This window comes from Streptomyces sp. NPDC051214 (genome assembly GCF_040682375.1).
Taxonomy (GTDB): domain Bacteria; phylum Actinomycetota; class Actinomycetes; order Streptomycetales; family Streptomycetaceae; genus Streptomyces.
The window spans coordinates 460,298-486,302 of record NZ_JBFBAT010000003.1 but is presented as its reverse complement, the minus strand read 5'-3'; the positions used below and the strand labels follow the sequence as shown (position 1 = coordinate 486,302).

The window sequence follows — 26,005 nt, the reverse complement described above, 5'->3', positions numbered from 1 at the left end:
TGCGCAAGGGGGTCACCGTCCGACCGACCGGAGGTAGCCGCCCAGGTCCTCGGCGCCCTTGACGTTGCGCGGGCCGCTGACGGCGTCGCCGTAGGACATCACGAAGAAGCGGTTCTTTTTGACGGCGGGGACCGACTTCAGGCTGTCGAGCGACTTCAGGTAGGCGATCTTCTCCTTGGCCGGCTGGTCGGCGTAGTCGATGATGACGATCACCTCGGGCTTCGCCTTGATCACGGGCTCCCAGCCCACCGTCGTCCAGCCCTTGTTGAGGTCGTCGAAGACGTTGGTGGCGCCCGCGGCCTTGATGATGTCGTTGGGTGCGGCGTGGCGTCCGGCGGTGAAGGGCTGGTCGGTGCCCGAGTCGTAGACGAATACTTTGGCCGGGTCGCCCTTCTCGGGCCAGGTCTTCTTCAGGGCGCTGACGCGTCCCTTGAGGTCGGTGACGAGCTTGTCGGCGCGCTTCTCCACGCCGAAGATCCGGCCCAGGTTGTCGAGGTCCGTGTAGAGGGCCTCAAGGGGGGTGACGTCGACGTTCTTGTCGCCGTAGTCCCAGCACGTCTCGGTGTGCAGGTAGCTGGCGGACCCGACCTTCTTGAGGAGGGCGGGCGTGATGCCGCGCTCCTCGCTGAAGCCGGAGTTCCAGCCGGCGAGGACGAAGTCGGCCTTGGCGTCGGCCACGATCTCGCGGGTGATGCGCTCGGTGCCGAGGCGCTGCACGTCGTCGTAGTCCTCGCGCCAGGGCGAGCCCTTGATGGAGGGGTCGCCGAGCTTGTTCATGACGTAGCCGCGCATCTGGTCGGCGAGGCCCAGCGAGAACATCTTCTCGGCGCCGCTGACGTCGTAGGCCACCGGCCGCTTAGGGCGGGTGTAGGTGACGTCCTTGCCGCAGTTGGAGACGGTGACCGTCTCGGCCTTGCTCTTCGCCGTCGGCTCCACCTCGGCGCCGCAGCCGGTGGTCAGGAGCCCGGTCGTGAGGAGTGCGGCGGCTGCCAGGGTGCGGGGCAGCGGTGGTCGGATCATGAGTGCGGTCCTTCTGCCAGGGCGTCGGCGGGTGCCGGGGCGCGGGTGGGGGCGAGGTCGTAGACGAGTTGGGGCGTCCCGGTGCGGGGGTGGTGCACGACGGTGGCGTCGACACCGAACACCTTGCGGATCAGCTCGGGGTTCAGGACGTCCGCCGGGGTTCCGGTGGCGACCAGGGAGCCGGAGCTCAGGACGGCGAGGGTGTCGCAGGCGGCGGCCGCCAGGTTGAGGTCGTGCAGGGCTGTGAGCACGGTGAGGCCCGATCCGCGCAGGAAGGAGAGGAGTTCCACCTGGTGGCGGATGTCCAGGTGGTTGGTGGGCTCGTCGAGGACCAGGACGCGGGGTTCCTGGACGAGGGCGCGCGCCACGAGCACGCGCTGCCGTTCGCCGCCGGAGAGGGTGAGCACGCTGCGGGCGGCGAGGTGGGTGACGTCCAGGCGGTCCATCGCCTGTCGGCACAGGGCCTGTTCGCGTGCGGTCAGGGGCTGGTTGCCGCCGGCGTGCGGGGCGCGGCCGAGCGCCACGACTTCCCCGACCGTGAAGTCGAGTTCGGTGTGGCTCTCCTGGGTGAGCGCGGCGATCGAGCGGGCGCTGTCGCGCAGCTTGAGCGTCGTCAGGTCGGTGCCGTCCAGGAGGACGGCGCCCGACGTGGGCCGCAGCGCCCGGTAGACGCAGCGCAGGGCGGTGGACTTGCCGCTGCCGTTCGGGCCGACGAGTCCGACGACCCGGCCCGCCCGCACCTCGATGTTCAGCCGGTCGACCAGGGCACGCCCCGCCGCCTCGACCGAGAGGTCGCGCAGAACGAGGGTCATCTACCGCCCTCCGAACAGATAGCCGCGGCGGCGCATCAGCACGATGAACACCGGTACGCCGATCAGCGCGGTGATGACCCCGAGCGGCAGTTCCTCGGGGGCGAAGGCGGTGCGGGCGACGAGGTCGACCCAGACCAGGAAGACGGCGCCGGCGAGCGGAGCGACGGCGAGCACCCGGCGGTGCGTGGAGCCGACGAGGATGCGCACGACATGCGGCAGGACGAGTCCGACGAAGCCGATCGCGCCGCTGACCGCGACGATGAGCCCGGTGACCGCCGCCGTGAGGAGGAAGAGCCCGCGCCGCAGCGCCTCCGCGTCCACGCCCAGGCTGGCGGCGGTCTCGTCCCCCAGCGACAGCACATCGAGGGACCGGCTCTGGCGCAGCAGCACCACGACCGTGATCAGGACGGCACCGGCCGCGAGCGGCAGCGACTCCCAGGACGCCGAGCCGAGGCTGCCGAGCAGCCAGAAGAGGACCGTGCGGGCGGCCTGGCCGTTGGGCGAGAGGAAGACGAGCACGCTCATCAGCGCCTGGAATCCGTAGGCCAGCGCGACCCCGGTCAGGACCAGGCGCAACGGCGTCAGTCCGAGCGGTCCACGCGCCGCCAGATACACGAGCACGGTGGCTCCGAGCGCCCCGAGGAACGCGGCGGCGGACAACGCGTAGACGCCGAGGCCGGCGAACACCCCGAACACCACGACCGCGGTGGCCCCGACGGAGGCGCCGGAGGAGATGCCGAGGACGAACGGGTCCGCGAGGGCGTTGCGCACCAGCGCCTGGACGGCGACGCCGACGACGGAGAGCCCCGCCCCCACCACGGCTGCGAGCAAGACCCGTGGGGTGCGTACATGCCAGACGATGGAGTAGCCGGTGACGTCGTCGGCCCCGATGCTGCCGCCGGTGAGGGCGGCGGTCAGGAACCGCACGACGTCTCCGAGCGGCACGACGGTGGGACCGAGGGCGATCCCGGCGAGGACGGAGACGACCAGCGTCACGGAGAGCACGGTCAGCGTGGTCAGGAGCCGGCCGCGGCCTGCTGTGCCGGCCGGTGTGCCGTCGCGGGCCGCCTCTGGGGTGGCGGTCCCCGAGGGGGCCTCGGATGTGGCCTCGGTCATGAAGTCCCTTCGCCCGTCGGACCGTTCACGGTGGTGCGGCCGCTCCCGCGCGGCGCGGCACGCTGAAGTAGTCGGCGGGCGGTGCCGCGAAGTTCCCGGAGATTCGCGAACGGCCGCGCTCGACTGCCGGATCACGTGCGGGGTTTGGTCCCTCGGACGATCAGGCGTCGTGAGTGCTGGTCGTAGGGCTCCTCGTCGAAGCCGCCGAAGCACTCCACGCCGGTGAATCCGGCGTCTTCGAAGAGGGTGCGCAGTTCGGCCGCGCTGTAGAGGAAGGAGGTGATCGAGGCCTCGCGCGCGATCCCGTCCCGCACGAGGGTCCAGTCGGTCCGCAGCCGCGTCCAGCTGTCCAGGACGGTGTCGCGCTGCACGACGTACGCGCCGTCGAGCTCGACGACCTGGGGGCGGCCGATCCAGCCGGCGAGCACTTCTTTGCCCATCACGTCGATCAGCAGTTGTCCACCGGGCACCAGCGAGTCATAGGCGTTGCGCAGCACCTGGACGTTGTCCCGGGCGTCGTCGAAGTAGCCGAAGGACGTGAAGACGTTCAGCACCACGTCGTACGACCGTGGCTCGACGTGGGTGAGCATGTCGGCCCGGATCAGGCGGACATCGACCCCGGCGTCCGCGCACGCGGCCTCGGCCCGCTTCAGCAGCGCGGCGCTGAGGTCCACTCCCGTGACCGTGTAGCCGCGGCGGGCCAGCGGCGCGAGGTAGAGGCCGGGCCCGCAGCACAGGTCCAGTACGCGGCTGCCGGCCGGGAAGGCAAGGAGCGGCGAGCGGGCGACGATGTCCGCCGTCTCCGCCCGCCGCCGCTCGGAGAACATCGTCTCGGAGAAGTCGGACCAGAACCCGTCGTCCTCGTACCAGTGCATGCTGCGGCAACCTCGATCCAGTGAGCCGTTCGGAACGTGCTCACCAGTGGTCGGCCGCAGGACACTTCTGGTTCCCGGTCAGGCCCGGTCGTTCAGGTGGGCGCTGCCCCGGCGCGTACGCAGGCGGCCCACCGCGAGGAGGCCCTTGCACCTTCTGGTGCTCCGGGCCTCACCGGCTCGTACTAGGCGCCGCTCGCCTTGAGCATGTCCTCGCGCTCGACGATCTTCACGCGCTCGCGCTCCTCGGCCTCGCCGAGTGCCTTCTCGGCGGCGTCCAGGCGGTACCAGCCCTCCCACGTGGTGAAGCGGATGTTCCGCTCGCCGAGGAAGGCCTCGACGGCCGCCGGGCCGGGGGCGGTGGGCGTGTGGAGGCGGGCGTTCGTGTGGTCGTCGATGAGGCTGGCGACCGTCTCGTTGGCGTCGCCCTTGGTGTGACCGATCAGGCCCACGGGGCCGCGGCGGATCCAGCCGGTGACGTACGTCGACTGCAGGTGTTCGCCGGTCTCCTCGATGACCCGGCCGCCCTTGTCGGGCACCGTGCCCGAGGCGACGTCCCAGGGGAGCTTGGGCAGTTCGTCGGAGAGGTAGCCCACGGCGCGGTAGACGGCGCCGAGGTCCCAGTCCTTGAACTCGCCGGTCCCCTTGACGTTGCCGGTGCCGTCGAGCTCGGTGCGCTCGGTGCGCAGGCCCACCACCCGGCCGTCCTCGCCGAGGATCTCGGTCGGCGACTCGAAGAAGTGCAGGAACAGCTTGTGCGGCCGCTCGCCGATGTCGCGGATGGCCCAGTTCTCCAGCGTCTTGGCCACCATGTCGGCCTGCTTGTTGCCGCGCCGGGTCGCGATCGAGCCGTCGTCGTAGTCGATGTCCTCGGGGTCGACGATGACCTCGATGTTCGGGGAGTGGTCGAGCTCCCGCAGCTCCATCGGGCTGAACTTGGCCTGCGCGGGACCGCGACGCCCGAAGACGTGGACCTCCCGCGCCTTGTTGGCCTTGAGGCCCTCGTGGACGTTCGGCGGGATCTCGGTCGGCAGGAGCTCCTCCGCGGTCTTGGCCAGGATGCGGGCCACGTCGAGGGCCACGTTGCCGACGCCGAGGACGGCGACCTTCTCCGCGTCGAGCGGCCAGGTGCGGGGCACGTCCGGGTGCCCGTCGTACCAGGAGACGAAGTCAGCGGCGCCGTGCGAGCCCTCGAGGTCGATGCCGGGGATGTCGAGCGCCCGGTCGGCCGTCGCACCGGTGGAGAAGATCACCGCGTCGTAGAAGCTGCGCAGGTCGTCGAGGTCGATGTCGTTCGGGTAGTCGACATTGCCGAAGAAGCGGATCTGAGGCTTGTCCAGGACCTGATGCAGGGCCGTGATGATGCCCTTGATCCGGGGGTGGTCGGGGGCGACGCCGTAGCGGATGAGGCCGAAGGGCGCGGGCATCCGCTCGAAGAGGTCGATCGACACACCGGGCTCGACCGCCACTGCGGATTTCAGCAGCGCGTCGGCGGCGTAGATGCCGGCCGGACCGGCTCCGACAACGGCTACCCGCAGAGGGCGAGACATGATCAGGTTTCCCTTCGAGCGAAGACGTGGGGCTCGTGGGGAAGCCTAAACTAAGGCAATCCTAAGTTAGTACCCGGCCTGGACCTATGACCTCATAAGGACGGCTTATGGGGGCGCGAAGGCAGGGTTTGAGTTTCCCACCCGCCGTGCGCGGCGCCGCGTCACCCTCCGGAACACGAAGAGGCCCCCGGGGCGCGAGGGAACTCCGGCGCGCGGCGTCTCGTTCTCAACTGGCTGGACGCGCCCCCGAGTTGGGGGCGCCGACAACCATCCCCGCCCTTCCCGGAGGCCCGGAACCATGACCCGTGATCACCGGAACCACCCCCAGCCGTCCCGGCGCACCGTCCTCGGCGGCGCCACCCTCGCCGCCCTCGCGGCGACGACCGGCGCCACAACGGCCGCCGCGGTCACCGCAGGCCCTGCGGCCCCCGCGCCGCGGGGCGCCGCATGGCCGACCGAGTTCCCGCTCCCCGACGGCTTCCTGCCCGAGGGGATCGCCATCGGCAGAAAGCAGCCGTACGCCTACATGGGCTCGCGCGCCAACGGCGCCATCTACCGCACCGACCTGCGCACCGGCCGGGGCGAGATCTTCTACCCGGGGGCGACCGGCATGATCGCCGTCGGCCTGAAGGTGGACGACGACGGCCTCCTCTACATCGCCGGGAACACCGGGGTGGCCCGGGTCCTCGGCACCCGCACCCGCAAGCTCGTGCACACCTATCAGCTGACCGAAGCCCCCGGTCACTTCATCAACGACGTCACGCTGCTCGGCGACCGCGCCTGGTTCACCGACTCGCGCGACGGCGTGCTGTACGGGGTGCCGCGCGGCCGCAAGGGCGCGGTGCGCGCGCTGCCGCTCGGCGGCGACTGGGTGCAGACACCGGACGTGATCAACGCCAACGGCATCGTCGGCACACCGGACGGCCGCGCCCTGATCGTCGTCAACAGCTCGCAGGGAAAGCTCTACCGCGTACACCTCAGGACCGGGCACGCCACCGAGATCACGCTGGTCGGCGCCGACAACGTGGTCAACGGCGACGGCCTCCTGCGCATCGGGCGCACCCTGTACGTCGTACAGAACCGGCTGAACCTGGTCAGCGTGTTCCACCTCGACGCCGCGGCAGGCACCGCCACCCTGCGCCGCACGATCACCGACCCCCGCTTCGACGTCCCCACCACCGTGGCCCGCTGGGGCGAGCGCCTCTACTTGGTCAACGCCCGCTTCACCAGCCCGCAGGAGCCCGGGACGACGTTCAACGCCGTCGCCGTTTCCCTCTGAATCACCCCTGAAGCACGGGCGGGCGGCACCCATTGCAAGATCAAAAGTGGTGTCGGGTTAGCATATGAGCGCCGCCTAGCTCGAAAGATACTCCTGTGACTGTCAATGACGACTCGTTCACCAATTGGAAGCACCGCGAGGAGATCGCGGAGTCGATGATCCCGATCATCGGGAAGCTGCACCGCGAGCGGGACGTGACCGTCCTGCTCCACAGCCGCTCCTTGGTGAACAAGTCGGTGGTCAGCCTCCTCAAGACCCACCGATTCGCGCGACAGATAGCCGGTGCGGAGCTCTCCGTCACCGAGACGCTGCCGTTCCTGCAGGCCCTCACCACCCTCGATCTCGGCCCTTCGCAGATCGACGTCGGCCTGCTCGCCGAGGCCTACAGGACCGATGACCGCGGTCTGTCGGTGGCGGAGTTCACCGCCGGGGCCGTCGCCGGTGCCACGGGCGCCAACAAGATCGAGAGCCGCGAGGGACGCGACGTCGTCCTCTACGGCTTCGGCCGCATCGGCCGCCTCGTCGCCCGCCTGCTCATCGAGAAGGCCGGCTCCGGCAACGGCCTGCGCCTGCGCGCCGTCGTCGTCCGCCAGGGCGGCGAGCAGGACATCGTCAAGCGCGCCTCGCTGCTGCGCCGCGACTCCATCCACGGCCAGTTCCAGGGCACGATCACCGTCGACGAGGCGACCAGCACGATCGTCGCCAACGGCAACGAGATCAAGGTGATCTACGCCAACGACCCCTCCGAGGTCGACTACACGGCGTACGGCATCAAGGACGCCATCCTCATCGACAACACCGGCAAGTGGCGCGACCGCGAGGGGCTCTCCAAGCATTTGCGCCCCGGTATCGACAAGGTCGTCCTGACCGCGCCGGGCAAGGGCGACGTCCCGAACATCGTGCACGGCGTCAACCACGACACGATCAAGCCGGACGAGCAGATCCTGTCCTGCGCCTCGTGCACCACCAACGCGATCGTCCCGCCGCTCAAGGCGATGGCCGACGAGTACGGCGTGCTGCGCGGCCACGTGGAGACCGTCCACTCGTTCACCAACGACCAGAACCTCCTGGACAACTACCACAAGGCCGACCGCCGTGGCCGCTCCGCGCCGCTGAACATGGTCATCACCGAGACCGGCGCCGCCTCCGCCGTCGCCAAGGCGCTGCCGGACCTCAAGGCGCCCATCACCGGCAGCTCGATCCGCGTCCCCGTCCCGGACGTCTCGATCGCCATCCTGAGCCTGCGCCTGGGCCGCGAGACCACCCGCGAGGAGGTCCTGGAGCACCTGCGCGACGTCTCGCTGCACTCGCCGCTGAAGCGCCAGATCGACTTCACGACCGCTCCCGACGCCGTCTCCATGGACTTCGTCGGCTCGCGGCACGCCTCGATCGTCGACGCGGGCGCCACCAAGGTCGACGGCGACAACGCGATCCTCTACCTTTGGTACGACAACGAATTCGGCTACTCGTGCCAGGTCATCCGCGTCGTCCAGCACGTCTCCGGCGTGGAGTACCCGACGTACCCGGTGCCGGTGGTCTGATCCCGGCGGCACGAACCGGCGGTGGGGCGGCAAGGGATTCCCTTGCCGCCCCACCGCTGTCGCGCGCTCATCCCCCGAGCAATCTGCGTGCCCCCAGGGCGAGCGAGATCTCCACGAGGTCGCCGACCCGGGTGAGGCTGCGGCCGGTCAGCTGCTCGACGCGGCGCAGCCGGTTGAGGACGGTGTTGCGGTGGCAGTAGAGGCGGGTGCCCGCGCGCTGCGCGGAGCCGTCGGCCTCCAGCCAGACGACGAGTGTGTCGAGGAGCAGGTCCCGGTCGGCGGGGTCGAGGGAGCGCAGCGGTCCGAGGACGCGCTCGGCGAGCGCCTCCGCGAGCTCGGGCGAGGAGACGACCAGGGCGTCCGGCAGGCGTTCGTCGAGGAGGACGGTGCCGCCGCCGCGGGGGCAGGCCCGCAGCGCCGTGTCGGCGAGGCGGCGCGCGTGCGGAACGGCGGCCAGCCCCTCCACGGGTGAGCCGATGCCGGCGCGGGCCCCGGGCGGCAGGGCGAGACCGGCGCCGAGCGCGGAGAGTTCGGCTGCCGGGTCGCCCTCGCCGTCACCGAGCAGGACCAGGGCGTACTGGGCGTCGGGGCCGCAGTGGCGCAGTGTGCGTGTGCCCGGCGGCAGGGCGAGGTGGGTGTCTTCTCCGGCCACGGCGATCACGGCGTACCACCCGTCCTCGGGCAGCCCGAGGACGTCGGCGGCGGTGGGCAGGTCGGTGAGGCGGGCGCTGCCGTCCAGGAGGCTCGCGGTCAGCAGCCGCAGGCGGTTCTCGTGCCGCCAGGCCATGCGGCGCTCGGTGCGGCGGTAGGCGTCGGCGACCACGCCGCAGTGTTCGTCGACGAAGTTCCAGACGTCCGTGGCGACATGGATGAGCAGCCCCATGTCCTCGGGGTTGCCGCGCGAGACCTCCTCGACCAGGCCCTGCCACACCATCGCGCCGCCGAGCCGGAAGGCGTGCAGCAGCGCGTCGAGCGGCAGGCCTCGTTCGGCGCGTACCCCGGCGATCTGGATGGACGTGCGGTGGGCGGCCTCCCTGGTCTCCCCCGGCTGGAGGAGCGAGGTGACGCTGTACCGCAGCGAGCGGTGCACCTCCTTCCACACCTCGGTGGGGCGGGTCTCGATGTCCGCCCGGTAGGCGGGCTCCTGTTCGCGCAGCTCCGCCACGAGCCGGTCGGTCATCGCGGGCAGATCCCTCAGCAGGGCGCGGGCCGCACGGTGCAGTACGGCGACGGCCTCGGCGTCGAGCAGGGAGCGGGTGCCCGGTGCGGACGGGGCGATGGCGGGCACTTCGTGCAGGGGCCCGACCCGTGACCGCAGGACGTGTGGCATGAGGCCTCCACGGGAAGTGTGCGCGCTGCCGGATCTGGTTGACGCCCGAAGAATGGCATACCGCCCGGTCGGTACCTAGAGGTTGGCGGCAATCTCCTCATCACGGTCCGGCAACCGTCCGTCGCCGGCCAGGAGCCGGGACAGCTCGACGCGGGAGCGCACGCCCAGCGCGGAGAACACATTGCGCAGGTGGTGGTCGACGGTGCGGTGGCTCACGGACAGGCGCACCGCCACCTCACGGTTGGTGGCGCCCTCCGCCACATGCCGGGCGATGCGCTGTTGCTGCGGGGTCAGCGCCGCCAGCGGTCCAGGACCCGGCTCCCCGGCCACGGCCTCGCCCGCGGCGCGGAGTTCACCGCGGCTGCGGTCCGCCCACGCGCGTGCCCCGCACCGTTCGAAGCCGACCAGCGCGTCCCGCAGCGGGCCGCGCGCCTCGCGGGTACGGCGCCTGCGGCGCAGCCACTGGCCGAACAGCAGCTGCGTACGGGCGCGTTCGAACTCGCCGGGTGAGCGGTCGTGGTGCGCGAGCGCGCTCTCGTACGCGGCGGCCGTCTGCTGCGGCGGGGCCAGCAGGGCCCGGCAGCGGGCGAGTTGGGCCGGGGCGAGCCGGTCGGCGGTGGCCTCGGTCCAGCGGGTGAACTCGGCTGTGGCGCTGCGGGCCTCTGCCGTGCGCCCTGCCTGGACGGCCGCTTCCACGAAGCAGGGGACGGCCAGCATCCGCACGGCGAAGTGCCCGCGCCGCGGGCCCGGCGCGACGAGGGGTGCGAGGCGGGCGGCCGCGTCGCCCGGTCGCCCCGCCGCGAGATCCGCCCGGGCGACCGCCCAGACGGCGAGGGTGGCGGCCTGGTTGAGACCGTGCGGGCCCGCGCCCGCCGCCGCGGCCCGCGCGTGTCCGGCGCAGGCCTCCGCGTCTCCCTCCACGGAGGCGGCGAGCGCGAGGACGGCGTGCAGACAGGCCGCGACGTTGGGCTGTCCGGTGCGGTGCGCGGCCCTGAGCCCTTCGAGGGCGTGCGCCCGGGCCGTGGTGTGACGGCCCGCGCGCAGCTCTCCGTAGGCCAGGTGTTCCAGGGCGCGCGGCAGCAGGACCTCGGGCCCGTAGGCGCGTACGGCGGCCAGTGCTCGGGCGCCCGCCCCGCAGGCGCTCTCGACCTCGCCGACGACCAGCGCCGCGGCTCCGGCGCGCAGGAGCCCGGCAGGCTCGTCCGTGCCGGGCAGTTCGTCCAGGCAGCGGCGCAGCAGCGCGTGGCCTTCGGCGATGCGGCCCGAGAGGACCGCGCACATCCCGGCGCGGTACGCCTCCAGCAAGGGGTCGTCCGCGCACACGGGGACGCGCGTCATCGCCTCCCTGTAGGCGGCGGCGTCGCCCATCGCCCAGGCCGCCTCGGCCGCGCCGATCAGCGCGTGGCGGGCCGGTTCGGGCGGAAGCAGCACGGCCGCGGTGAGCAGGGCTTCCCTCGCGTCGGCGGCGGGACCGTCGGCCAGGGACAGGAGTCCGCGCACCTGATGGACGCCGCCGTGGGCGGGGGCACCGGCGGTGCGGGCGAGCAGGGCGCGGGCCCGCACGGGGTCGCCTGCCTGCCGGGCCGCCTCCGCCGCCTCGGCGAGCCGGTCGGTGCGCAGCGTTGTGTCGGCGGTGAGCGCGGCGGCTCGGGCCAGGGCGGCGGAGCGCTCGGCGTGCGGGCGCGGCGTGCTCGCCGCGGCGGCGAGGGCCCCGGCGAGGCGCGCGTCGTGATCCTGCGCGGCGCAGGCAAGTTGCACCAGACAGGAGAGGCGGTCGCGGCAGGCCGCGGCCAGGCGCGCGTGGGCGGCTCTGCGGCGGGTGAGCGGGGCGCGGTGCAGCACGGCCCGGCGCAGGAGGGGATGGGTGAAGTGGATGCGCCCGCCCGCTCCGACGACCGCGCGGGCGGCTTCGGCGGGTGCCAGTGCCGCGGGATCACCGCCGGCCCGCAGCAGCAGGGCGAGGTCCGCGCCCGCGCCCTCGGGTTCGTGCTCCCCGGCCGCCGCGGCGAGCAGCAGCAGGGCGCTGGTGTCGCCGGGCAGCCCGTCGAGGCGGGCGGCGAAGTCGTGGAGTACGTCTTCCCCGCCGGGCAACGGATCGGGCAGTGGGGTGCGGCCGGCCAGCTGGTCGGGGGTGAGGGCCGCGACGAACGCGGAGAGCAGGCGCGGATTGCCCGCCGCCTCGCGGATCAGCCAGGCTCCGACGACGGGGTCGGCCGCGCCATGGGCCAGCCGGTCGAGCAGGGCGGCGGCCGCGCTGTCGTCGAGCGGCCCCAGACGCAGGGTCGACAGACCGTACAACTCCCCCGCCATGGGGTGGTGTTCGGCCACGGTAAGGAGGACGGCCAGGGGTCGCTCGGCGGGCAGCCGTCGCAGGTCGGACAGGAGGGCGGCCCTGGCCGTGGGGTGCCAGGTGTGCGCGTCGTCGACACACACGAGCAGCGGGCCCGTCTGCGCGAGCGGCAGTGCTGTCGGGGCCGTGGGTTGAACCGAGGGGACCGGGGCGCAGACCGCCCGCGCGTGCTCCACGAGTGCGGTGCGGCCGAGACCGGGCTGCGCGGTCAGCGCGAGCACCCCGCCCCGGCCGTCCCGCACGCGCCCCACCAGGGATTCCACCGCGGCGACTTCCGCACGGCGCCCGTGCAGCGCGGGGGCCCTGAGCACGCCGGGTTCGGTCGTCGAAAGGGTCACGCCGGCACGTTACTTCCGCGTAACACGGGCCGGAAGCCCTGCGTCCGGCGCATTGGGCAGGCCACCAGCGGCTGCCTCCCGCGGGTGTGCACGAGCACAATCCAGGCCCTGGGGCACGACACACGTCGTCCGCCGCCGGCTGACCGGCGACGGACGACGGGCCCCCATGACGGGTCATCAGGATCAGGATGCGTGCGGGCAGTTGCCCCGGTACTCCTCGATCGTGAGGCTCGGCCTCGGCAGCGGACAGAGGAACTGCTCGTAGCGGGTGTCGTCGTCGATGAACCGCTTCAGCCAGGAGATGCTGTACTTCGCGATCGTCGTGTTGGAGGAGTTCGGCGTGAAGTGGGTGGCGCCGTTGAGCTCCAGGTACGCCTTGTCCAGGGTGCCGGGCAGCGACTCGTAGAACGGCTCGGAGTGGGAGGACACGGGGGCGACGGTGTCGCCGTCGGCGCCCACGACGAGCGTGGGCGTGCGCAGCTCGGGCCAGGTCTTGTCGGTGTTCCAGCCGGTCAGCGGGATCGCCGCCTTCAGCGAGGTGCGGCTCTTGGCGGCCTCCAGGGTGCCGCCACCGCCCATCGAGTGCCCCATCACGCCGAGCCGCGAGGCGTCGACGCGACCCCGCACCGAGCTGCTCTTCGTCAAGTAGTCGAGCGCGGACAGGAGTTGCCGCCCTCGGCTGTCGGGCTGGTCGAGCGTCGTGTTGGTGTCGATGGTGAAGACCACGAAGCCCTGGGAGGCGAGCCGCGGTCCGAGCCAGGCGATGCTCGACTGGTACGCGGTGAAGCCCGGGGAGATGACGACCGCACCGAAGGTGCCGTCGGCGGTGGACGTCGGGTAGTAGATGGTGCCGCCGCCGAAGCCGGACACGCTCAGCGAGGAGACGCTGGTCTGCGACACGGCGTACGAGCCGCGCGAGGCCTCGATGCTGGATTCGGTGGGGGCGGGGCCGCGCTCGTACGGGTTGTCTGCGGCGGCTTGGGCGCCGGGCGCGAGGCCGGTGCCGAGGAGTCCCGCGGTGGCGACCGCGGCGGCCAGGCAGGCCCGCGCCACAGGGCGGGAGAAGACGTGCAGGCGCACGGAGGGGTCCTCTCGGTCGTGGCGGAGCCACTCGGGAGAGGGAGATACGCCCTGGTGGAGACCGCCGTGTTCGTTGCGGTCCCCACCGTGGCGGTGCCGACAGGGTGTCGACATCGGCGAAATCACCGGTGTCGTACGGCTTTTGACTTCCCGGGAGTCAGCCGCGCAGAGGGCCTTCGCAGGTGTAGGAGGACGTTCCGGCGCGGCCGTTGGTCCAGATGTCCACCTCGCCGAAGGCGCAGTTCATGTCGGTGAGGTTGTTGTCGCCGCTCGCGGCGCGGTCGAGGATGAAGGCGTCCACGGTCTCGGACATGTCCTTGAAGACGAGGTCGGGGTCGGCCGCGTCGCCGAGGTTGGCGGTGATCCGGCCGGTGCACACGAAGCGCGGGCGGGCCGGCGCCTTGGCGGAGCGGCAATCGGGTGTGATGCCGGTCGTCGCGATGAACGAGGAGCGGACCTGGCCTGCCGTGCTGTCGCGCAGCCGGTCGACGGGGACGTAGGTGGTGTCGGGGACGAACAGGTCGTCGACGTGCGCGATCTGCTGGTCGAGGAAGGCGTCGTAGGAGCTCTGCAGTCCCGCGTCACGGCCCAGGCGGTCGCGCCAGGCGTCGAAGGCACTCGGGGAGTCGGCGCGCAGGTGGCGGTACATCTCCTTGATCAGCGCGGGGCGCTCGGTCCACAGGAACTCGAAGAACGCGCCCGCGTAGTCGTAGAAGCGGAAACCGTCCCCGTCGTAGGTGGCGTGCAGGAGCTGGTTCACGCTCATGCGCGGTCCGCCGCCCGCGGTGTCGTCGATGATGCCCTGGATCAGGGACTTGCGGACCTTGATGCCGTCGTCGCGGGTGGCGCCGTCGAAGAACTCCGCCGTGCCCTCGTCCATCGCGGTCGTCCGGTCGGCCTGGTACCAGGGCCCCTCGCCGAAGAAGCCGGGCACGGCCCAGCGGCCGTTGAGGTAGTGGGTGTACTCGTGGCGGAACAGTTCCTCCAGCGTCAGCGAGGAGTCCTGGGGGACGCGCCGCTGGTAGGTGTAGAAGGTCGCGCCCCGCTCGATGTAGACGCCGCCGTTGTCGGTGCCCATGCCGGTCAGGAGCGGGTGGAAGTTCTCGTAGTCGGCGCGGGAGGCGTAAAGGACTGTGTTCAGGGCCGTGTTGGGGTCGCCCTTGAGCGGCTCCTGGGTGCCCACGACACGGTGGAACTGGGCCTTGACCTGCTTGCTCGCGTAGTAGAGCTGGTCGACGGTGTCACGGTCGAGGGCGGTGCGCACCTTCATGCCGCCCGCGTCGTACACGTAGGTCTGCGGGAAGAGGCGGCGCTCGATGTCGTCCCGGCACACGTCGTACGGCTCGCAGGCCTCGAACGTGATCAGCCAGGTGGCGACCTTCGCCCACGGGGCGCTGCCGTCACCGAAGTTGCGGGCGGTGGTGTCCAGGAGCGGGCCGAGCCCGGCGACGGTCTCGGAGCGCAGGGCGTCGATCTGGCCGAACCTGCCGTACTCGCTCACCGCGTCGCGCACCACCCAGGCGTTGGGCCGACCCTTGAGATGGGTGTACCCGGCGAACGCCTTGAAGGCGGCGCGGTAGGCGGGGTCGGCGGCCACCGCGGCGCGGAAGGCGGTGTCCTGGTTGCCGGGGTAGACGCCGAGGTAGTTCAGGGTGAGCGCGGAGAGGGCCGCGCCGGCCCAGCCGCTGTCCTGCGCGGTGTCGGGGTGGGCGGCGTCCATCGTCGCCAGGACCCTTTTCACGAGCGGGAGTTGATGCTGCCGCAGCCCCGCGGCACTGGCGGCCGTCAGCGCTTCGCGGAGTGTCTCGGCGTTGGAGCGGGTGACGTCGAAGGCGTGAGGGGCCGTCCCGAAGGCGTCCACGGCGCGTCGCATGGCGGCCAGGGTCGCCGGGTCGGTGATGTCGACCTCGTCGTGCGAGAAGCCCTGGTAGGAGACGGCGTGCAGATAGGTGAACATCTCCAGCAGGTGGCTGCCGTTGGTGCCGTCGTGGGACGCGGCGAGCTGGGTGGCGCGCCGGGACACGGCCTGGATGTGCGCGCCCGACATGACCGGGGCGAGGCGCCGGTCCCAGGTCCAGACGAGTCCGCGCAGACAACCGTCGGCGGTGACCGCCGGATCGGCGAGGAACTCGACGAACTGGGCGGGCGTCAGGCCGGTGACCCCGTCGAGGGTGCACGGCACCGACAGCTTGCCGACGGTGGCGCGGGGCACGTCGGCCGCGGCCTTCGGCTTGTCCGTGTGCGGGCCGGGGACGCGCCCGTCGGTGAGCCCGCCGGGGGCGGGGAGCTTCCAGGTGGAGGACTTCGGGGCCGTGGCGCGGCGGTCGGCGTGGTCGGAGGGGTTCGGCTTCTCAGCTGCGGGCGCGGGTGCGGCGGTCGCGGGAGCGGCCGCACGCGGGGCGGGCTCGGGGGCTCCGGCCTGGGCTGCCGGTGCGGCCGTGGCGCATAAGGCCACGGATATCGCCGCGGCGGCCACGGATCTGCGCAGGGTACGGGGCTGGTGCACGACAAACTCCTGATGTGTGGGAGGTGGGGCAAGCGGTGCGTGCGCACGCCGCGAGGCCACACGAGCCCCAACCGCTGTGCGGTCAGGGGCACTTGAGGCATGCGGGCCGCGCCATGTGATGCGTAACGTAGTAATGTGAAATGGCACTGACAACCCCTCAGACGCCCGGTGTCTCGCAGTCCTCTGCCGCAACTCCCCTGCGCCTCCGCCGTGTTCACGCCGTGCGCGTGCCAGGGCGGCCTGCACCGGACCCGGGGCGAGAGGTAGGTGACCTTGTACGCTGGTGAACCACTCGGGGCGGGCGCGTGGGCCACGACCTGCGGGGTCACGAAGGGATCACCACCATGGGTCACCTCACACAGCGCACCCTCGTCACTCCCCGGGAGCGGCTGCGCGATCAGGTCGCCCACCATCTGCGGGCCGCCCTGATATCCGGTGAACTGCGGCCCGGCCAGGTCTACTCGGCGCCGGTGCTCGCCGAGGACTTCGGGATCTCCGCGACGCCGGTACGCGAGGCGATGCTCGACCTGGCCAGCGAGGGTCTCGTGGAACCGGTCCGCAACAAGGGCTTTCGCGTCACCGAGGTCAATGAGCGCGACCTCGACCAGTACACCGAGATCCGCACCCTCATCGAGGTCCCGATGATCGGCCGCATCACCCGGTCCGCGTCACGCGCGGACCTGGAGGAGCTGCGCCCCGTGGCCGAGGAGATCGTGCGCGCCGCCGGCGACCACGACCTCATCGGCTACCTGGAGGCCGACCGGCGCTTCCACCTCTCCTTGCTCGCCCTCGGCGGCAACGACCGGCTCGTCGAGACCGTCGGCGACCTGCGCAAGCGCTCCCGGCTCTACGGCCTCACGGCGCTGGACGAGCGCGGCCGCCTGATCCCCTCTGCGCAGGAGCACATCGAACTCCTGGACCTGATGGTGGCCGGGGACGCCGAAGGGGCGGAACAGTGCATGGCCCGACATCTCGGGCATGTGCGCTCACTCTGGGCGCGTGACACCAAGGCATAGGCCTGCTCATGGGCCAGGGCCTCCTCCTGGGTTCGTTTGATTCTTCAACACATGGCGCGACTCATTGACGCGGACCGTTCACGTCTTTATGGTCGCCTGACCTTGCCCGGCGATTCCGCAACGGAGCACCATGAGGTCCCTCGCCCGCACGGCCCGGTTCATGGCACCCCTTCTCGTGGGTGTCCTTGCCGCGACCGTTCCCCCCACCGCGGCGGCCGACAACACGTCCCCGAGAGACGACGGGGCGACGACGCCCCGGTCCTCGCACGACGACGGCTGGACGCTGGCGTCCCACCGCATCGATCCGAAGGACACCCACCACGCCTTCGTCGGCAACGGCTACCTCGGACAGCGTGTCGCACCCAACGGATCCGGCTACGCCGCGTCCGAGGCCAAGACCGGATGGCCGCTGTTCAGCCGCCGCTACGACGGTTCCTTCGTCTCCGGGCTCTACGCGCACAACAAGGACACCACCGAGAACCGCGAGGTGGCGGCGGCCATCCCCACCTGGACCCCGCTCACGGTGGCCACCGGCGGACCCGGCTCCGAGACGTTCACCTCCGCCACCCCGGCCGCCCGCATCTCGCACTACCGCCAGAGCCTCGACCTGCGCCGCGGCCTGGTGCGCACCGAGCTCACCTGGACGGCCGCCGACGGCCGGGCCACCGACCTCGTCTACGACGTCCTCGCGGACCGCGCCGACCCCCACGTCGGTGCCGTACGCCTGCGCATGACCCCGCACTGGGACGGCGCGGCGAAGGTCACCGACCGCATCGACGGACGCGGCGCGAGGCGCATGTCCGCCACCGGTAGCGGCGCCCGCCACGGGGGCACCATGTCCGTGGGGTTCCGCACGGACGGCACGAAGACCGAGGGGACCGTCGCCTCGACACTCCGCGCAGGGCACGGCGTGCGTACAGGAAATGAACAAACCTCCGCGCCCGCCCGCACGTTGAGCGCCCACCAGTCCGTCGGCATGCCGGTCCGCTCCGGCCACACCTACGAGCTGACCAAGTACGTCGGCGTCGACACCGCGCTGACCTCCCGCTCCCCCGAGCGCGACGCCGTGGCGGCCTCGCAGCGCGCCGCCGACCGGGGTTGGGACGCGCTGTTCGCCGGGCACACCGCCGCCTGGCGCGAGCTGTGGCGTGGCGACATCGAGGTGCCCGGCCGGGGCGAACTCCAGTCGTGGGTGCGCTCCGCCCAGTACGGCCTGCTCTCCAGCTCCCGCGCCGGCTCGGCCAACAGCATCTCCCCCACCGGCCTGAGCAGCGACAACTACGCCGGCCTCGTCTTCTGGGACGCGGAGACCTGGATGTACCCGGCGCTGCTCGCCGCCCATCCCGACCTCGCCAGGTCCGTGGTGGAGTACCGCTACCGCACCCGGGACGCCGCCCGCGCCAACGCGAAGAAGCTCGGCCACCCCGGCCTCTTCTATCCCTGGACCAGCGCGAGCAAGGGCGATCTCAAGGCCGAGTGCCACAGCGTGGACCCGCCGCACTGCCGCACCCAGAACCACCTGCAGAGCGATGTCGCCCTGGCGGCCTGGCAGTACTACCTCGCGACCAAGGACACCCACTGGCTGCGCACCCGCGGCTGGCCGGTGATCAAGGGCATCGCCGAGTTCTGGGCCGACCGCGCCACGCGCAACGCCGACGGCAGCTACTCCATCAAGGACGTCGCGGGCCCCGACGAGTACAGCAACGGAGTCGACGACGGCGTCTTCACCAACGCCGGCGCCGCGACCACCCTGCGCACCGCCGCCCGCGCCGCGAAGCTGCTCGGCAAGGACGCCCCGGCGGACTGGAACTCCGTCGCCGACAAGCTGCGCATCCCCTACGACAAGAAGAAGCAGGTCTTTTGGCAGTACGACGGTTACAAGGGCTCGGTGATCAAGCAGGCGGACACCGTGCTCCTGATGTACCCGCTGGAGTGGCCGATGTCGAAGAAGGCCGCCACGAACACCCTCGACTACTACGCGGCCCGCACCGACCCGGACGGCCCCGCCATGACCGACTCGGTGCACGCCATCGACGCCGCCGCCATCGGCGAGCCCGGCTGCTCCGCGAACACCTACCTCACGCGCTCCATCCGTCCCTTCGTGCGCGGCCCGTTCGACCTGTTCTCGGAGGCGCGCGGCGAGAAGGCGGGGGCCTCCGACCCGCTCTCCGGCTCCCCCGCGCAGAACTTCACGACCGGCCAGGGCGGCTTCCTGCAGGTCTTCACCAACGGCCTGACCGGGCAGCGGATGCGCGAGAACAGCGTGCGCCTCGACCCGATGCTGCCGCCGCAGCTGTCGCAGGGCGTGAAGCTGAACGGCCTGCACTGGCAAGGCCGTACCTACGACATCGCCATCGGCGCCCACGACACCACCGTGCGCCTGACCCACGGCGAGCCCTTCGAGATCGAGACTCCGCAGGGCAAGCAGATCGTCAGCCAGGGCGCGCCCGCGCACCTCAAGACCCGCCGCCCGGATCTGGAGCCCACCGCCAACCTCGCCCGGTGCCGCGACGCCAGGGCGAGTTCGGAGCAGCCGGGGCAGTACGCGGACGCCGCGCTCGACGGCAGCACCGCCACCGCCTGGGTCCCCGAGACCACCCGCGCCACCCTCACCGCGGACCTCGGCAGGACCGCCCGGTTCTCGGAGATCCGCCCGCGCTGGACCGACGTGAAGCCGGTGAAGAGCACGGTGCGGACCTCGCTCGACGGGCGGCACTGGAAGACCGCCGACCCGGACGGGGGCACGGCCCGCTTCGTCCGCGTGACGTTCACGTCCAAGGACGCGAAGAAGCCCGCGGGCATCCAGGAGCTGACCGTCAACCGATAGAGGACGGCGGAAGCGGCGACGGCGACGGTGGGGCACCCATGACAAGTGTCCCGCCGTCGCTCCCGTTGCTAGCCTCCCGGGCGTGGCAGACGAGGCGTACGAGAACCCGAGACTGGCGGCGCTCTACGATCCGCTCGACGCGGACCGCGGAGACCTGGACGTATACGCGGACCTGGCAGAGGAGTTGGGGGCACGTCAGGTCCTGGACGTGGGGTGCGGCACAGGTACGTTCGCTCTGCTCCTGGCCGACCGCGGGCTGCGCGTGACCGGCGTCGAGCCGGCCGCGGCTTCCCTCGACGTCGCGCGCTCCAAACCCGGCAGCGAACGCGTGCGCTGGATGCACGGCGACGCGACGGCGCTCCCCGAGATGCGGGTGGACCTGGCCACCATGACCGCCAACGTCGCGCAAGCGATCGTGGACCCGCAGACGTGGGAGAACACCCTGCGCGCCGTCCACGCCGCGCTGCGGCCCGGCGGCCACCTCGTCTTCGAGACCCGCGACCCGTCCCGGCGGGCATGGGAGGAATGGAACCGCGCCGCGACCCTGCGCACGGTCCCCGTCGACGGCATCGGCGACGTCGAGACGTGGGTGGAGGTCACCGACGTCAGCCTGCCGCTGGTGAGCTTCCGCCACACCTACGTCCTCACCGCGAAGGGCGAGACCCTCACCTCCGACTCCACCCTGCGCTTCCGCGAGCGCGACGAGGTGATCACCTCGCTCACCGCGCACGGCTACACGGTGGAGGAGATCCGCGGCGCCCCTGACCGCCCCGGCAGGGAGTTCGTCTTCCTCGCCCGCCGCCGGAGCCGCGCGGGCACGTCAGCGCAGGGTCATCCGGTACGCCAGCGGCGAACGGCCCGTGATCAGGACGCGGATGCCGTCCGGTGTGAGTGAGCCGTTCATCCAGGTGTACCGCTCCCCCGGCTCGACCACGGGAGGCTGTTTGCCGCCCTTGCCGTTGCCGGGGCCGAAGGTGATCCGGTCGTCGCCGACCGTGTAGCTCGCCTCACCGCTGACGAGCTGATAGGTGTCCTTGGCTCCGGCGACCGGCTCGAGGCCCGCCCCCGACAGCTCGCCGCCACGGCGGAAACACAGTTCGAGGGCCAGCGGCACCGCGGACTCCGACACGTCGAAGGCCAGCTCCCAGCCGCCGCCGTCCCTCTCGCGCACCAGGATCTCGGTGCGCAGGGCCCGGTACTCCTTGGGCCGGTGCGGGAAGTCCATCGCCGACCAGAAGCGGCCGTCGTCGGTGAGCGGGTAGAGCCCGTCCTTGCGCCGGTGGCGCCGCGGCAGCGGTTGGTGAAACGCCGCTCGGACCTCCGCGTGCAGCCGCCACGCGTCCCCACGCCGCTCAAGACCCTCGGACCGGAAGGGGCCGAGCGAGAAGAACTGCGGGGAGAGCCGCAACGAGTCGAGAATCGCGGCGCCCTTGCGCATCTTGAAGAAGGTGGGGCTGGTGGACAGGCCCGACGAGATGGCGTGCAGCTCCGGCAGATCCGTACCGCCGAAAATGCTCGCCGTCCGTTCACCGCGACGCACCCGCACCAGACCGCAGCTGGTGTCGTGATGCTCGAAATCGGTGGGCAGCTCCTTCACGGTGGGCAGTTCACGCGCCAGCTCGGGACGGTCAAGGACCTCGGCGAGACGGTCGCCCGGCGGGGTCTCGCCGAAGGTCTGCCCCGCGCCGCGCTCCCGCAACAGCGCGGCGACGGCCGCGAACGTCCCGTTGCCGTCGCGGATCGCCAGCTCCCGGTACTGGAGCCAGAACTCGGGCAGGTGGCGCAGCGCTGCCTGGTCCTGGCGGCGCGAATGGACGGACTCCACCTCGCCGTTGGGCTCGGTGACATACAGCGAGGCGGTCAGGTTGTCCCGTACGTGTGCGTACAGGTCGCGCCGGTCGTGGAAGCGGGCGATGGTCAGCAGGGACGGGTTGGTCACCACCGCCGAGTAGGTGGGACTGCGCTCGCTGTACTCGCCGCCCGGGAGCTGGTCGATGCCCTCCGCGAGCCAGGCGTCGATACGCCGGGGATAGGAGGGGTCGGGCCAGCGCCGGTGGATGCGGGTGAGCGCGGAGCACACCAGCCAGCGGTGGTTGGCCGTGTGGACACCACCGTTCGCGAGGCCGGGGCCCGCCTTGCGCAGGATCCGCTCGACCGTGCCGCGCAGCTTCCGGGTCGCCTGTTCGCCGTCCTTGTCGAGCAGGGCGTAGGCGATGTTGAGGTCGACGACGGAGAACGCGGTGTCCGGCGGTGAGTGGACGGCGCCCTGGTCCCACAGTCCGTCGTCGTACTGCTCGGCGGCGAGGGCGTCCGCGAGTTCGCCCAGCGGGCCGATGAGCGCGGCGTCGTGGTGGTGGGCGGAGTCGGCGTGCACATAGACGGAGGTGAGGGTGCGCAGGCCGCGGGCGGCGGCGCGGGCCCTGCCCATGTCGCGCAGCTCGGTGAGGGTGGCGGCGTACCCGTCGAGGACGTCGGCGGCGCGCCGGTCGGCGGCCTGGGTGAGGAAGCCGACGAAGTCCGCGTCCTGCGGGGGCCGTTCAGATGCGGCGGCGGTCGGCCCTCCCGCGGTGGTGGCCATTCCCACGGCCGCGGCCGTGGCGGAGGTGGCGATGAAGGTCCTGCGGGCTATCACGCGGTCTCCCCCTGGGGCAGGCGTACGGTGCGTACATCGATGGCGGTGAGGGCCAGGGCCAGCGGTCCCGGCACCAGGAACGCGAGCGGCAGCATCATCCAGGCGCACAGCGCGGTCGCCGCGAGGGCGAGCAGGGCCAGGGCGCTGCCGCCCACGTCCCGCGCCGCGTCCCCGGCGGCTTCGCGCAGCGCGGTGCGCCAGTCGGTGAGCGACGCGGGCCGGGCGCAGGCGCGCAGGCCCACGATGACAGCGCACGCCCCGATCGCCGCCGCCGTCACGGCGAAGACGCGGGCCCCCGGAAGCCCGGCTCCGGCAAGGGCCAGGTCCGCGGCGCACAGCAGCACTCCGGCGAGCGCGAGCGCGCCCGCCGCGAGGTCGCCGGGGCGGAACCGCTCACGCAGCAGCGCCACGTACCGCCGCGCCGTCACCGGTCGGTCGTCGGTGGTCCCGCGCACGGTCGCGCAGGCGGTGGAGAGCGCCGCCGGAGCGGTGATCAGGGGCAGAGAGGCGAGCGCCGTGACCACGCCGAGTGCCAGGACGTCCGCGAACAGGGTCATCCGCGGCCCGAACATCTCGCCCGTCTCGCGGGCCCGCGCGCTCATCCCTTCACCCCGGAGTTGGCCATGCCCTCGACCAGGAAGCGCTGGAAGGCCAGGAAGAACAGCACGATCGGCAGGAGCGCGATCACCGACATGGCGAACATCGGCCCGAACGCCGACTGGCTGGAGGCGTCCACGAACGACCGCAGTGCCAGCGTCAGGGTGAATTTCTCCGGCGAGAAGAGATAGATCAGCTGGGTGAAGAAGTCGTTCCAGGTCCAGATGAAGGTGAAGATCGCGGTGGTGATCAGCGCGGGCCTGGTGAGCGGCAGGACGACCAGGAAGAAGCTGCGGAACGGCCCGCAGCCGTCGATCCTGGCCGCTTCCTCCAGCTCGCGTGGCAAGCCGCGCATGAACTGCACGATGAGGAAGACGAAGAAGGCCTCGGTGGCGAGGAACTTCGGCAGGATCAGTGGCCAGTAGGTGTTCACCATGCCGAGCTGGTTGAAGATGATGTACTGCGGGATCAGGACGGCGTGGTGCGGCAGCATGATCGTCGCGATCATGAAGGCGAAGAGCGGGCCCCGGAAGCGGAAACGCAGCCTGGCGAAGGCGTAGGCCGCGAGCGAGCAGCTGATGACGTTGCCCAGGACCGCGCCGCCCGCGATCAGCAGGGAGTTGGTGAGCAGCCGTCCGACGGACACGTCGTCCACGCCGTCGAGGGCGGTCGAGTAGTTCGACCACTCCAGCTTGCTCGGCAGCAGGTTCAGGCTCGCGATCACCTCGTCGGCGGGCTTGAGAGACGTGGCGAGGAGCCAGGCCAGCGGATAGAGCATCACCAGGAGCGCGGCGAGGCATCCGGCGTGCAGGGCGACACGACGCCAGGGAAAGGCCCGCCGGCCTGCGGTGGTGGTGGCGGTGGTGGTGGTCATCGCTCCCCCTCGTTCGCGTAGAAGACCCAGGAGCGCGAGGTGCGGAAGAGCACCGCGGTCACCACTCCGATGGCGATCAGCAGGACCCAGGCCATGGCCGATGCGTAGCCCATGTGCGAGGCGACGAAGCCGCGGTCGTAGAGGTAGAGCGTGTAGAAGAGGGTCGAGTCGGCGGGGCCGCCCTTGCCGCCGCTGACCGCGAAGGCGGGGGTGAAGACCTGGAAGGCCTGGATGGTCTGGAGGACCAGGTTGAAGAAGAGCACCGGGGACAGCATCGGCAGCGTGATGGAGACGAACTGGCGCTTGCGGCTCGCTCCGTCCACGGCCGCGGCCTCGTAGAGCTCGGCGGGAATCTGCTGAAGCCCCGCCAGGAAGATCACCATGGGGGCGCCGAACTGCCAGACGGTCAGGAGCGCCACCGCGAACAGCGCCCAGCCGGGCCTGTTGACCCAGCCGCCGGTGTGGATGCCGATGTCCGACAGGAGATGGTCGACGGTGCCGCCGTCGTTGAAGACCGCCCGCCACACCAGGGCGATCGACATGGAGGCGCCGAGCAGCGAGGGAGCGTAGAAGGCCGACCGGTAGAAGGCCTTGCCGCGCTTCATCGACTTCAGGGCGAGAGCCACGGCCAGGGCGAGCGCCAGTTGCAGCGGTACGGCGATCACGACGTACATCAGGGTCGCGCCGACCGAGCGCCGGTAGCGCGGGTCCTCGGTGAACATCTGCACGTAGTTGCGCAGGCCCACCCAGCGCGGGGCGTTGAACAGGTCGTAGTCGGTGAAGGAGAGGTAGAGCGAGACGGCCATCGGCAGCAGGGTCAGCACGACCGCGCCGAGCACCCAGGGCGAGAGGAACACCCAGGCGGCGCCCTCGCGTTCTCGCTTTCCGCGCTGCTTGACCGCGGGCTCGGGGCTTTTCGCACGGGCGGCCTTGGCGGGGATGTCGGTGGTGGTCATGACCTCAGCTCCGCCTTCGCCTCGGTGATGAAGTCCTCGGCAGCCTCGCGCGGTGACATCTGCTCGAAGGACACCTGGTCGTAGTCACGCCCGAAGGTGGTCTGCAGGGAGGTGTCACCCGGGGGCGGCGCCTGGGGCGGAGCCTTGAGGCTGCCGTCGACGGAGTCCTGGTAGTCGGCGATCGTCTTGTCGAAGTCCTTGAGGTCGGGGCCGATGTCCTCGCGGATCGTCTCGTTGACCGGGATGCCGCGGGAGGCGCCCAGGATGTCCGCCGCCTTCTCGTCGTTGATCATGAAGTCGATGAGCTCGGCGGCTTCCTCGGGGTGCTTCGTGGTGGCCGCCGCCCCCATGAACATCGAGGGCTTGAAGTACTGGCCGGGTGTGCCGTCGGCGCCCGACGGCATCGGGGCCAGCGTCAGCCCCTCGCCGACGATGGGCGTGTAGCCGCTGGCGGGCGCGTCCCAGTTGAAGTCGGAGGTCGCCTTGCCTCGGGCCAGCGGCTGGTTCTCCACCGTCCCGTCGAGCTGGGTGGTCTGCTGGGCGGGCGACACCGCGCCCTCGCGCCGCAGCTTGTCGGCGAAGGTCCACCAGCGGGTCAGGTCATCGGCCGTGAAGCCGAGCTCGCGGTCCTTGGTGTAGAGGGTCTTGCCCTGCCCGCGCAGCCACACCTCGAAGCAGTCCTCGCTCTGTCCGGGGTCGACGGAGCCCGGCTTGCCGGTCCTCTTCGCCAACTCCCGCATGGCGTCGGCCCATTCGCCCCAGGTCCAGCCCTTGCGCGGGAGGGCCACCCCGGCCGCCTTCCACTGCTTGGCGTCGTACACGACGGTCTCGGTGCCGCGGCCCTGCGGGATCGCGTACTGGGTGCCGTCCACGACCCCGGTGGCGAGGAGACCTTCGTCGATCTCGTCGGTGCGCAGGGCCTTCTTCCGCTTGCCGAGGTCGAGCAGGATGCCCCCGGTCGCGTACTGGTCGATCTGCCGGTAGTCGAGCTGCATCACGTCGGGGGCGTCGCCGCCCGCGGCCTGGGTGGCGAGCTTCTGCTTGTACGCCTCGTAGCCGGCGAACGAGGTCTGCACCGTGACCCCGGGGTGCTCCTTCTCGAACAGCGCGACGGCTTCCTGGGTGCGGGCCGCCCGGTCGGGGTTGCCCCACCAGGTGTAGCGCAGCACGGTCCGGCCGCCGCCGCTCGCTTCGTCCGAGCCGCCGCAGCCGGTGAGCAGCGCGCTGAGCGTGAGCGCCGCGACCGTCGCGCAGGACCACTTCGTCCTGTTTCCGGGCATGCCGATGACACCTCTCCCCTCTGGTTCTT

19 protein-coding genes are annotated in these 26,005 nt (G+C 71.5%); 5 read left to right on the top strand and 14 right to left on the bottom strand.

Translation table 11 applies throughout. The annotated features are described in order from the left end of the window. Positions 1 to 12: 12 nt before the first annotated feature. The 5 genes from AB0M70_RS10100 to AB0M70_RS10080 form a co-directional block, all read right to left on the bottom strand. Positions 13 to 1,020: an ABC transporter substrate-binding protein gene (locus AB0M70_RS10100; RefSeq protein ID WP_365818350.1), complete on the bottom strand. Its 1,008-nt coding sequence runs from the start codon at positions 1,018 to 1,020 to the stop codon at positions 13 to 15. Beyond that, entirely contained in the window at positions 1,017 to 1,832 is an 816-nt protein-coding gene (locus AB0M70_RS10095; RefSeq protein ID WP_365818348.1) for an ABC transporter ATP-binding protein, read from the bottom strand. Before AB0M70_RS10095 ends, AB0M70_RS10100 begins: the two co-directional genes overlap by 4 nt. Next, positions 1,833 to 2,948, bottom strand: coding sequence for an iron ABC transporter permease (locus AB0M70_RS10090; protein WP_365818346.1), 1,116 nt, complete (start codon positions 2,946 to 2,948; stop codon positions 1,833 to 1,835). It lies immediately after the preceding gene. 131 nt (positions 2,949 to 3,079) lie between these two features. Next, positions 3,080 to 3,823 (bottom strand): class I SAM-dependent methyltransferase, encoded by a 744-nt coding sequence (locus AB0M70_RS10085; protein WP_365818344.1) that lies wholly within the window; start codon positions 3,821 to 3,823, stop codon positions 3,080 to 3,082. Positions 3,824 to 4,005: 182 nt separating this feature from the next. Beyond that, entirely contained in the window at positions 4,006 to 5,370 is a 1,365-nt protein-coding gene (locus AB0M70_RS10080) for an FAD-dependent oxidoreductase (protein WP_365818342.1), read from the bottom strand. A 298-nt stretch (positions 5,371 to 5,668) separates the two neighbouring features. Here AB0M70_RS10080 and AB0M70_RS10075 point away from each other — a divergent pair, with 298 nt between their 5' ends. After that, positions 5,669 to 6,649, top strand: coding sequence for a superoxide dismutase (locus tag AB0M70_RS10075; protein ID WP_365818340.1), 981 nt, complete (start codon positions 5,669 to 5,671; stop codon positions 6,647 to 6,649). 95 nt (positions 6,650 to 6,744) lie between these two features. Beyond that, on the top strand, positions 6,745 to 8,190 hold the full coding sequence (locus AB0M70_RS10070) for a glyceraldehyde-3-phosphate dehydrogenase (protein ID WP_365818338.1): 1,446 nt from the start codon (positions 6,745 to 6,747) through the stop codon (positions 8,188 to 8,190). Between the two features lie 67 nt (positions 8,191 to 8,257). Here AB0M70_RS10070 and AB0M70_RS10065 read toward each other — a convergent pair whose 3' ends face one another. The 4 genes from AB0M70_RS10065 to AB0M70_RS10050 all read right to left on the bottom strand — a co-directional run bounded on the left by AB0M70_RS10065 (position 8,258) and on the right by AB0M70_RS10050 (position 15,794). Then, positions 8,258 to 9,520, bottom strand: coding sequence for a helix-turn-helix domain-containing protein (locus tag AB0M70_RS10065; protein ID WP_365818336.1), 1,263 nt, complete (start codon positions 9,518 to 9,520; stop codon positions 8,258 to 8,260). Between the two features lie 75 nt (positions 9,521 to 9,595). Next, positions 9,596 to 12,208: a LuxR C-terminal-related transcriptional regulator gene (locus AB0M70_RS10060; protein WP_365818334.1), complete on the bottom strand. Its 2,613-nt coding sequence runs from the start codon at positions 12,206 to 12,208 to the stop codon at positions 9,596 to 9,598. A gap of 183 nt (positions 12,209 to 12,391) precedes the next feature. Next, a complete protein-coding gene (locus AB0M70_RS10055) occupies positions 12,392 to 13,288 on the bottom strand; it encodes an alpha/beta hydrolase (RefSeq protein ID WP_365818332.1) in 897 nt (298 codons plus the stop codon). A gap of 157 nt (positions 13,289 to 13,445) precedes the next feature. Then, the gene (locus AB0M70_RS10050; RefSeq protein WP_365818330.1) at positions 13,446 to 15,794 is read right to left on the bottom strand and encodes a collagenase; all 2,349 of its coding nucleotides are present in this window, start codon (positions 15,792 to 15,794) and stop codon (positions 13,446 to 13,448) included. A 344-nt stretch (positions 15,795 to 16,138) separates the two neighbouring features. Here AB0M70_RS10050 and AB0M70_RS10045 point away from each other — a divergent pair, with 344 nt between their 5' ends. From AB0M70_RS10045 to AB0M70_RS10035, 3 genes are all read left to right on the top strand, one after another. After that, complete coding sequence (locus tag AB0M70_RS10045; RefSeq protein WP_365818328.1) at positions 16,139 to 16,810, top strand: GntR family transcriptional regulator; 672 nt, start codon at positions 16,139 to 16,141, stop codon at positions 16,808 to 16,810. 130 nt (positions 16,811 to 16,940) lie between these two features. After that, on the top strand, positions 16,941 to 19,637 hold the full coding sequence (locus AB0M70_RS10040; RefSeq protein ID WP_365818326.1) for a discoidin domain-containing protein: 2,697 nt from the start codon (positions 16,941 to 16,943) through the stop codon (positions 19,635 to 19,637). An 82-nt stretch (positions 19,638 to 19,719) separates the two neighbouring features. Further along, positions 19,720 to 20,532, top strand: a complete 813-nt coding sequence (locus tag AB0M70_RS10035) for a class I SAM-dependent methyltransferase (protein WP_365818324.1) — start codon at positions 19,720 to 19,722, stop codon at positions 20,530 to 20,532. Here AB0M70_RS10035 and AB0M70_RS10030 read toward each other — a convergent pair. Genes AB0M70_RS10030 through AB0M70_RS10010 form a run of 5 tightly spaced genes read right to left on the bottom strand, consistent with a single transcriptional unit; the run spans position 20,458 to position 25,976 of the window. Next, a complete protein-coding gene (locus tag AB0M70_RS10030) occupies positions 20,458 to 22,269 on the bottom strand; it encodes a hypothetical protein (protein WP_365818322.1) in 1,812 nt (603 codons plus the stop codon). The genes AB0M70_RS10035 and AB0M70_RS10030 overlap by 75 nt on opposite strands. Next, on the bottom strand, positions 22,266 to 22,871 hold the full coding sequence (locus AB0M70_RS10025; protein ID WP_365818320.1) for a hypothetical protein: 606 nt from the start codon (positions 22,869 to 22,871) through the stop codon (positions 22,266 to 22,268). The genes AB0M70_RS10030 and AB0M70_RS10025 overlap by 4 nt, the downstream gene beginning before the upstream one ends. Continuing rightward, positions 22,868 to 23,740, bottom strand: a complete 873-nt coding sequence (locus AB0M70_RS10020; protein ID WP_365818318.1) for a carbohydrate ABC transporter permease — start codon at positions 23,738 to 23,740, stop codon at positions 22,868 to 22,870. Before AB0M70_RS10020 ends, AB0M70_RS10025 begins: the two co-directional genes overlap by 4 nt. After that, complete coding sequence (locus AB0M70_RS10015; protein WP_365818316.1) at positions 23,737 to 24,696, bottom strand: sugar ABC transporter permease; 960 nt, start codon at positions 24,694 to 24,696, stop codon at positions 23,737 to 23,739. Before AB0M70_RS10015 ends, AB0M70_RS10020 begins: the two co-directional genes overlap by 4 nt. After that, complete coding sequence (locus AB0M70_RS10010; RefSeq protein ID WP_365818314.1) at positions 24,693 to 25,976, bottom strand: ABC transporter substrate-binding protein; 1,284 nt, start codon at positions 25,974 to 25,976, stop codon at positions 24,693 to 24,695. The genes AB0M70_RS10015 and AB0M70_RS10010 overlap by 4 nt, the downstream gene beginning before the upstream one ends. Between the last annotated feature and the right edge of the window lie 29 nt (positions 25,977 to 26,005).